Source organism: Aerococcus sp. L_32 (assembly GCF_050689315.1).
In genome coordinates, this window is record NZ_JBOEQF010000092.1 from 1 (window position 1) to 7669 (window position 7669).

Annotated in this window: 6 protein-coding genes; 1 reads left to right on the forward strand and 5 read right to left on the reverse strand. The window is 41.3% G+C overall.

The genetic code is table 11. The annotated features are described in order from the left end of the window. The 5 genes from ACRCJ0_RS07375 to ACRCJ0_RS07395 form a co-directional block, all read right to left on the reverse strand. Nucleotides 1-540, reverse strand: a 540-nt coding sequence (locus ACRCJ0_RS07375) for an ROK family protein (RefSeq protein ID WP_431390056.1), incomplete at its 3' end; no start/stop codon positions are given. Nucleotides 541-645: 105 nt separating this feature from the next. Beyond that, complete coding sequence (locus ACRCJ0_RS07380) at nucleotides 646-1218, reverse strand: 5-formyltetrahydrofolate cyclo-ligase (protein WP_431390057.1); 573 nt, start codon at nucleotides 1216-1218, stop codon at nucleotides 646-648. Between the two features lie 10 nt (nucleotides 1219-1228). Further along, a complete protein-coding gene (locus tag ACRCJ0_RS07385) occupies nucleotides 1229-1900 on the reverse strand; it encodes a rhomboid family intramembrane serine protease (protein WP_431390058.1) in 672 nt (223 codons plus the stop codon). A 231-nt stretch (nucleotides 1901-2131) separates the two neighbouring features. After that, entirely contained in the window at nucleotides 2132-2284 is a 153-nt protein-coding gene (gene rpmG, locus ACRCJ0_RS07390; protein WP_003141750.1) for a 50S ribosomal protein L33, read from the reverse strand. A 178-nt stretch (nucleotides 2285-2462) separates the two neighbouring features. After that, entirely contained in the window at nucleotides 2463-4661 is a 2199-nt protein-coding gene (locus ACRCJ0_RS07395) for a peptidoglycan D,D-transpeptidase FtsI family protein (RefSeq protein ID WP_431390059.1), read from the reverse strand. 243 nt (nucleotides 4662-4904) lie between these two features. On the opposite strand from ACRCJ0_RS07395, the gene ACRCJ0_RS07400 reads away from it, so the two are divergent. Next, complete coding sequence (locus tag ACRCJ0_RS07400; RefSeq protein WP_431390060.1) at nucleotides 4905-7664, forward strand: YfhO family protein; 2760 nt, start codon at nucleotides 4905-4907, stop codon at nucleotides 7662-7664. Nucleotides 7665-7669: the final 5 nt, after the last annotated feature.

The window sequence follows — 7669 nt, forward strand, 5'->3', positions numbered from 1 at the left end:
CCCACAAGTACATTTACGGCCACCCTCTTTAGAGAACATATGCCCAATCTCACCAGCAGCACCCTGTCCAACAACTAGCTGGTCGTTGACAATTACACCACCACCAACACCAGTCCCTAAAGTTACCATGACCACATTACCTGCGTGGTCACCAGCACCCTTCCATTGCTCACCCAAAGCAGCAACATTGGCATCATTTTCAATCAGAATTGGCCAATCTGCGTTGAAGTGGCTACGAATCAGATCTGCAACGGGCTGTTCTTCAACCCAAGCTAAGTTATACGCACCAGCAACCGTACCTTTTTCACGGTCTACAAAGCCTGGAGACCCCATACCAATGCCTAAAATATCTTCGTTAGTCCAATTGTTTTCTAGCATTTTTTCTTGAATAGCTAGAATTAAATCTGGAATAATGTGTTGGCCATCTTCTTTAATATCTGTAGGCACTGACCATTTATCAATAATTTCGCCTTCAATTGAAACAACTGATAATTTAATTGATGTACCACCAAGGTCGATACCGAATATTTTCTTAGTCATTATCATAACTCCCTCTTATCTATTAGTTATATAAGTCTATTTTATCAGACTTTAGCAAAAAAAATTAGGTTTTTAAGCAAAAAAATGATACCGGTTGCATAATATTTATATTTCCCCAACAATAATTTGGTCCACTGGCATATCAAAATCATCAATTTCAAAGGTCACTTTATCAGAAACCATACCCGGAAGGGCTAAGGCAATCTTATTTCCTGGGTAATCCGCTAGGAAAATATCGTAAAAACCGCCCCCATGCCCAACCCGATACCCGTCCGGTCTAAAAAACAAACCTGGCACTATCATCAAGTCAATGGCCTCTTTATCGATAAAATCAGCTTCTGCTGTTGGTTCGTAAATACCGAATTTCGTCTTCTCCAAGGCATCCATCCCTTGATACTTAGCAAATGCCATTTGACGTTTGGGATAGGTTTTAGGCACATATATCTTTTTGCCAATGGTTAAGGCGTAATCAATAATGGGTTTCGTATCAATTTCACCTGGATGGGCAATGGTTGTGGTAATGGTATCGGCTTGAATAAAGGCTTCATTGGTAAATAATTTGGCATAAATATCTGCTTGCAAAGCAATTCGGTCACCCTCTGGTAAGGCGGCCCAGTATTTAAAAGTCCGGTCGCGAATGACCTTCTTGTCTAAAATTGTTTTCATCTCTTCTATCAAATAAACGCTCCTAACCACTAATTAAAGTATTGAACATGCCGTGGTTGATCAAAATAAATCCAGCAATCACCACAAAGGTAGCAGCTGAACCAATCCTTTGGGTCAACCGTTGATCTGGCCCTTCCCCGCGAATTAGCGCCATGGTCACTAAGAAACCACCTACTAATCCGCCCACATGGCCCCAAATATCAATCCCTGAACCCATCATACCAAAGACCAAGTTAATCCCCACAAGGGTTAAATACTGCGATCCAATGCTTTGGATATGGCGATTTCTCGGGAAGAGATTTTTAAGTGCTAGAAATACAGCAAACAAACCAAACAAAGCAGTCGATGCCCCAGCTGAGATATTTTCAGAAAATTGGTAAGAGAATAAGTTCCCCATCAAGCCAGAAGCCAGGTAAATCACCAAATAGCGCCAGTGGCCTGCAATATTTTCAACCATACTACCTAAATAATACAGGGTAATAGAATTAATCAATAAATGAACAATTCCAATATGCAAGAACATGGGGGTAATTAACCGCCAATACTCTCCTGCAGCAATTAAAGGATTAAATTTAGCCCCGAATAATAATAAGGTGGCAGAACTTTCGGAACTGCCCATAAATTCCATCATAATAAATAAAATAATTTGAATACCTAGCAAGGTATACGTCACAAAAGGTTTTCTCGTAAACATGATTAGCTCCTTTTTAATAGCGAATGTACTGTCACATATTATACCCTAGTTTTCAGGATAATCACAAAATGGCAGCTACCTGCAAGAAAACTTTAGCACTCTTCCACATGATACCACAAACAAAGACAAAAAAAGACCCACACCGGCGCAAACGCCAATGCAGGTCTCACAATAGTAAATACGTATTTATGATTTGTGTGTTACCGAGTCAGTTATCTAATTTGCATTAGATTATTTTACCTCTTTGAAGACACAAACTTTACGTAATTTTGGACTATATTTTTTTAATTCTAAACGGTCTGGATTGTTACGACGGTTTTTCTCTGTTAAGTAAACACGTTCGCCTTTTAATTCAGTGTTTTCTAAAATAATGTTCACACGCATGTGATACCCCTCCAATACAATAAAATTATTAACTGATATACAGTAACCATACTCGAATATTGTACCATAATCTTAGCCTATATGCCAAATGTTTTTTAGTCTTGTGAAAAAATTCGGTCTACCACTTAAAACAATCAGCATGGGTGCTTTAAATTGAGTGTCACAGCGCCACATGCAATTATTGTGCTTCTGCTTCTTCTAAAGCTTCCGCCTCTTCTGCTGATGCTTCCGCGTTTTCTGCCAATTGGTCAGCTACTTTATTTTGATATTCCTCAATATCATAGTATAAACCTAAGACGTTTGGTGCAGCTGCTTGGGCAGATACAGACACATTGGGTGTTGTTCCTGGAATAACGATAGAAACCGCAATTTCAGGATCATCATATGGTGCCCATCCGGCCCAAGTTGAATTTTCAAGCGTATCAGATACTGTCGCAGTACCTGATTTACCTGCTACTTCAATTGGGAAATTAGCAAAAATAGCATTCCCCAAACCAGTTGAGGTATGGACAACTGACCAGACACCCTCTTGCACTTCCGCAAGCATTTCATCTGTAATCGACAATTCATTCAATACAGTTGGTTGATATTCGTAAACCGTTGCCCCATCTCCAGCAGTTTCCTCGTCTTCAGTTGGTGCCAAAATCTTATCCAACACATGTAAAGCATAGCGGGTACCACCATTCGCAATGGTTGAAATATATTGGTTTAATTGAATTGGTGAATAGGTATCAAACTGACCGAAAGCCAAGTCAAGTGCGTTACCTGGATCACCGGTATCAGCACCGATTAGACCAGTTGATTCATTTTCCAAGTCAATACCAGTCGATACACCTAAACCAAATTCTGCATAGTAGCTACGTAAGGTATCATAAACGGCATCTGTATCCAGTTCTGACAAGTCCATGTATGGTTCGTAGTAGTTTACACCACCCATTGCCATGGCCAATTTAATCATGTAGACGTTGGAAGATTGGGCTAAGGCTTGTTTATCCGTTAAAATCCTTGGTGTTGCATCGTTACCAGATGTAAACCACCAAGAAGCTTTAACTGGCGTACCAGAGAAGTATAGGGGTTCATCAGTAATCTCATTGTCTGAACCAACTTCAAGCAAGCCTTCTCCGTAAGCAGCGGAAATCGTTGCAGGTTTCACAACAGACCCGGATACATAGACGGCATTAATCGTACCTAAGGCATCATCCACGATTTCGCCATCTGAATTTTTCTTCTTACCAACTAAGGCGTAAATAGCCCCCGTATCAGGATCAGACGCTACAATATAAATAGTATTGTTGTCTTCAGTCGTCGCATCTTCTAAATACTGAGTTGCGTAAGCTTCTAATTCCGCCTGGTATTCAGAGTCAATGGTCAACTGAACCGTATTCCCCATTTCACCAGCATAAGTCTGTTCAGAGTTGATAATCTCTCCGTCTTGACTCACTTCTGTTTCATAGGTTGTTTTCGAACCACGTAAATCCGCTTCATACTGTTCTTCAATATAAGACTCCCCTACCCGATCATTTAAGGCATAACCCTTAGCTAGGTAGAAATCTTGTTGGTCACTTGGAATCCCTTCTTCTGTAGAAGATACACTCCCAAGCAATGAACGTAGTAATGAATTTTGCGGGTAAGTCCGTTTCCAGTCGGTTGTCACATTGACACCTGGTAACTCAGCTGAATGCTCTGCCACAACGGCCGTTTCTTCAGTGGTTACCCCATCGTTTTTAATCATGACAGTTGAAAGTGACGAGGCGGCATTCATTTTAGCAAATATAACTGCTGCTTCCTTATCTTGGTCACTTAGACCATTCAAGTCGTCGTCAGTCACCTTACTCACTTGGATAGCGTAAATTTCATCATCCGCTGCAGCAGCCTCATCATCCGTTAACCGGTCATTGATGACATCTGTATTGGCTGCCACAAAATAATCCTGCAGGTCACGATCGGATACATCCTCGAAATCGACAGCTATATATTTAGCTAGATTCTGCGCCGTTTGGACCATATCCTCACCAGAAGTGTCCTGGCCACGTGTATAAGAGATTGCTGGTAAAGCCTCATTAGACACCATCAATTCTCCTTTAGAATCAATAATCAAACCACGCGGGACCGATTCCTCGACAATAGTTGTTTCTGTCGCATTCACCAAATCAGAGAACATATCCCCTTGAACTAGTTGCAGATAAGATAAACGTAAAATAAGCATTGCAAACAGGACAAAAATTCCTATCATCATCACGTTCAAACGGTTTAAAAAGGCGCCCCATATGGGTGCACGTCTTTTTGGTTGGTCTTGATCATCAGAACCCATTTTATTCAACTTTTCCTCAGCATCCTCATGTTGCTTCGGTTGTTTATTTTGATCACCTTGATCCAACTTGTCACCTACTTTCAAATAAAACACTTATATGCAGCCCAAATAGGTCAGTCCACTCAGGCCAGCATAACCTTTTTTAATTATACACAAAAAACGGTCATAAGACTCGAGTAATTTATTAAGAATCCCTATATCCACCTAAAAATCACAGAAGTTTTTATTTTTGTAAAAAATCTTTAAACAAAGCAATCAATCTGCGAAATATGATATGCTAAAAGCAATTCGCAAAAAGGAGTTCGTGTCATGACGCAATACATAAAAACGATTCAACAGAAAAGTCAGAAACACCCACTCAAAGCTTCGATGATTGGCTTGTTTCTAGCAGTCTTTATCCTGATGGGACTCTTCTTTATCTTTGGCCTAAAAATATTTCCATTCGGCAACGGCACCATCATGACTGTCGACCTAGGCCAACAATATATCGATTTCTATCAATACTACCGAGACATCTTCCAAGGCAATTGGGATCAGATTTTCTATTCCTTCTCAAAAGCCACCGGAGGCGAAATGGTCGGGACCTGGTCTTACTACCTCATGTCCCCCTACTTAATTTTCTTGCTATTTTTCCCGCAATCCTGGCTGTCCTTTGCCGTCGCCTTGATTGTCTTACTCAAACTCGCCACCGCAGCATCCGCCTTCCAGTTCATGTTAGGTCGGTTCTATAACGAAGTGACCTGGCAATCACTCACATTTTCATTCGCCTACGCCTTCATCGGCTACCTGTCCGCCAACCAACTAAACGTCATGTGGCTAGACGGTGTCATCTTCCTACCCTTTCTCATTTGGGGTTTGGAAAAGGTCATGCGCGGTCAATCTGGCTGGACCTATGTAGGCTGGCTAGCCCTTATCCTAATCTCGAATTACTATATCGGCTACATGATTTGTTTATTCTTAATCCTATTTTTCTGCTACCGGATGGTTGCTCATGGACGAGCTGACTTACATGGTCAAGACCAGATGGAAAGATTCAACCAGGACTTGGCGCCAACAGCGCAATATCAAGCAAGCTACTTTACCAATTTGAAAACCTATTTCATGCAAACATTTGGTAAATTTGCCGGTTGGTCACTCGCAGGTGGTGGTTTAGCTGCCTTTATTTTAATGCCAACATTCTATGCATTATCAACCAGTAAAGGGCAACAATCGTCACCCGAACTTGAATTAACCACCGATTATCCTTTATACGATATTGTGTCAAAATTCATCCTAGGACCCTTTAACTTTGACCAAATGCCAGAAGGATTGCCCAATATTTTCGTAGGTAGTCTAGCACTAATCATGGCCATCCTATACTTTTTCAATACGAAGATTCCTTGGCAAGAACGATTAGCTGCCGGTGGATTGACGACAATCCTATTATTATCCATGAATATTTCAGGACTGAACTTGATTTGGCACGGGCTCCAGTACCCAATCTGGTACCCATACCGGTTTTCATTCGTCTTTTCATTCTTCCTACTATTTATCGGCTACCAGCTTTACCGGCAAAAACCATTTTTATCCATTAAAAGTGCAGTAGCCTTGCTGATCCCTTTCGCCATTGCCTACGGTTACTTACTCTACAAGATTGAAGAATTCGACTATATTTCAGTCACAACCGTCCTAGTCTCCTTCGTTTTATTCGTTGGGATCACTGCCCTATTGATGATGGCTGTTGACTTCGACCGGCTGATTTACATCCTATTAATGTTCATCACTATAAGCGAAGTGTTCGCCAATTCCGTCATCACCATTTCATCGATTTCTTACTTGAAACAAGACGACTTTGCAGATTATATCACCGAAGTCAAACCTGAAATCGCATCGTATGCGCCCAGGGAAAATGAATTCTACCGGATGACCAAGACCTTCCAGCGGACAAAAAACGATGCCATGCAGCTGGGTTATTATGACTTGAACCATTTCAACTCGACAATGGAACGAAACACCACCCAATTGTTCAAACAATTAGGTCAACCCATGTCAGATGGCTTTACCAACTATACAACTGGGACCCTAGTGACAGACGCCCTATTTGGTGTGAAATATTACTTTGACGTCACCCCGTTTGAAGATAATCAAGGCGCCTTAAAAGACCGGGTCATGTCAACACGAGCTGACTTGAGTGAATATCCGGTTACAGAAGTCACAGACCAATTAATCATCCATGAAAATCCCAACGCCTTGTCTCTTGCCTATATGGTTAGCCAAGACATCCAAGACGTCGCCATTGATGACGTCAATCCAGTTTACCTGCAAGATGAATTGTTGAATGTCTTAAGCGGAAACGGCACGACAGACGGCATTGACCTCTCACAATTTGAGATTGCCAACTTTGCCAGCGTGGACCTTTTCCATGTGGATTCACAAGATGCTTCAGTGGTAAACACAGCTTACACCCGTGATGACACCGGAGAAGATTCATTTATTGATATCCATATCAATGTGAAAACTAACCAAGCGTATTACATTACCGTCCCTTCATTCTTGAACGATGAAGAAGTCAAATACTACTTAGACGGCGAGCCGTTGGATTACGATTCTTCCTACCAGTCGATTCAATTATTTAATATTGCCAACGACGATCAGGGCGCAGAGAAAGTATTTACCATACAATTGCTAGATGACGAAACAACCCTAGCGGATATCAACCTCTATACCCTTGACCAGGAAAAAGTATCCACCATGGCAGAAGACTTGAAGCAAAATCAGTTGAAACTAACTGACTTCTCAAATGGGATTTTCTCAGGCACCCTTACAGTAGACGATCCAAGTGAATACTTGATGGTTACTGTCCCATATGCAGAAGGCTGGCACGCCAAAGTCAACGGTGAAGAAGTCGATACTGTACCCCTATTAAACGGTGGCTTTATGGGTATCCAATTCCAAGAAGCTGGTGATTATGAAGTCACTTTCTACTACATCCCACAAGGCTTGATATTAGGCGTAGCCATTACAATCGCAACCGGACTCCTACTAGTAGGTGTATATTTCCTTAACAGGAAAAAAGTGAAAACGAAATAAATACA

Coding starts and splice junctions, on each gene's coding strand:
- ACRCJ0_RS07385 (WP_431390058.1), bottom strand. CDS start 1,900: ATGTTTACGAGAAAACCTTTTGTGACGTATACCTTGCTAGGTATTCAA.
- rpmG (WP_003141750.1), bottom strand. CDS start 2,284: ATGCGTGTGAACATTATTTTAGAAAACACTGAATTAAAAGGCGAACGT.
- ACRCJ0_RS07400 (WP_431390060.1), top strand. CDS start 4,905: ATGACGCAATACATAAAAACGATTCAACAGAAAAGTCAGAAACACCCA.